The organism is Streptomyces sp. NPDC054956, assembly GCF_053609185.1.
In genome coordinates, this window is record NZ_JBSGXB010000645.1 from 1 (window position 1) to 1,278 (window position 1,278).

At 78.3% G+C, this 1,278-nt stretch carries 1 pseudogene; it reads left to right on the forward strand.

The window, feature by feature from the left end:
* Positions 1-1,101 (forward strand): annotated as a pseudogene (locus ACWGDE_RS39030) (hypothetical protein); the annotation flags it as partial.
* Positions 1,102-1,278 lie beyond the last annotated feature (177 nt).

The window sequence follows — 1,278 nt, forward strand, 5'->3', positions numbered from 1 at the left end:
GCACCGGAGACCACCTCCCCCCGGCCCCACCCGGTCACGGCATCCGCCCAGGCCGCCCCCGGAACGGCCTCCGCGCCGGGAACGGCCCGCCCCGCGCCGCGCGCCGCGGGCCACCGCCCCGCAGGCGAGCCCGTACGACCGCTCCCGGTCACGGCAGCCACCGGAACCGGCCTCACCTCGGCCGTTCCGGCCACCGCGCCCGCGGCAGTCGGTACCGTCCCGGCCCCAGGGGCCGAGGTCTCGGCGGTCCCTGCGACCACCCGCCCCGGAGCGACCGGCACCGGCGGCCCGCCCGCGTCCAAGCCCGCGGCACCGGCACCCGCACCGGCCGTGAACCCGGCTCCCGCCGCCCTCGCCGCCCGCCGCCGCCCGTCCGCGAGCCTCGGCGAGCCGGACCGTCGCGCGTTCCGGGAGCTGGCCTCCGGAGTGTGGGAGAAGCACAGCGGCCCCGTCAGCCAGGCCCTCATCCGGCTGCCCGCCCTGCGCGGAAACGGCGAGGAGGCGGCCCTGGCCGATCTGATCGCCGTCCACCTCTACCTCTCCTCCTCCCCCGACGACCCGTTCGGGGCCCGGGCGCTGGCCGAGGAGGGCGGCGGCGCGCTGCGCCCGTACGCGGCCTGCCTGGCCTCCGGTCTGCAGCGCCTTCCCGCGCTGCGGGGCACCCTCGTACGCGCCGTGGAGCCGTCGGCCGTCCCGGACGAGCTGGTGCCGGGCGAGCTGCTGGAGTGCGACGCGCCACTGGACGTCGTCCACCTGGACGCGCAGCAGGCGCCCCAGCCGCCGCCGTCCCACGTCCGCTTCGCCATCCGTTCCCTGACCGCCCGGCGCACCTCGGTGCTCTCACGTGACGGGAGCGGGGCGCAGGCCCTCTTCGGTACCGGCGCCGCGTTCACCGTCCTGGCCCGCCACGAGGCGGTCGGCGACCTGCCCGCCCGCATCCTGCTGGCCGAACTGCCCACCGGCACCGCCCGGTTCCGGGCCCCCTCGTCCGATGTCGTGGAACGGCTGGACGCCGTGGCCCGCCGGACGGGCCCGGCCGGGGCGATGCCCTGGCCGGACCGGTGCACCGGCCCGTTCCACCGAGTCCCGCCGACCGCCTGAGCGTCGTCGTTCCCCTTCCCCTCTTCCTCCCGCCCCCCGAAAGGCCCACAGCCATGGCAAGCAGAGAGTCCAGCCCGGTAGCCGAGAACACCGGTGGGTCCCCGGTGCGTCGCGCGGCGGCGCTCGCCGTCCTGTCCGAGGAGCCGACGACCGGCCTGTTCCCGGCCACCTCCGCGG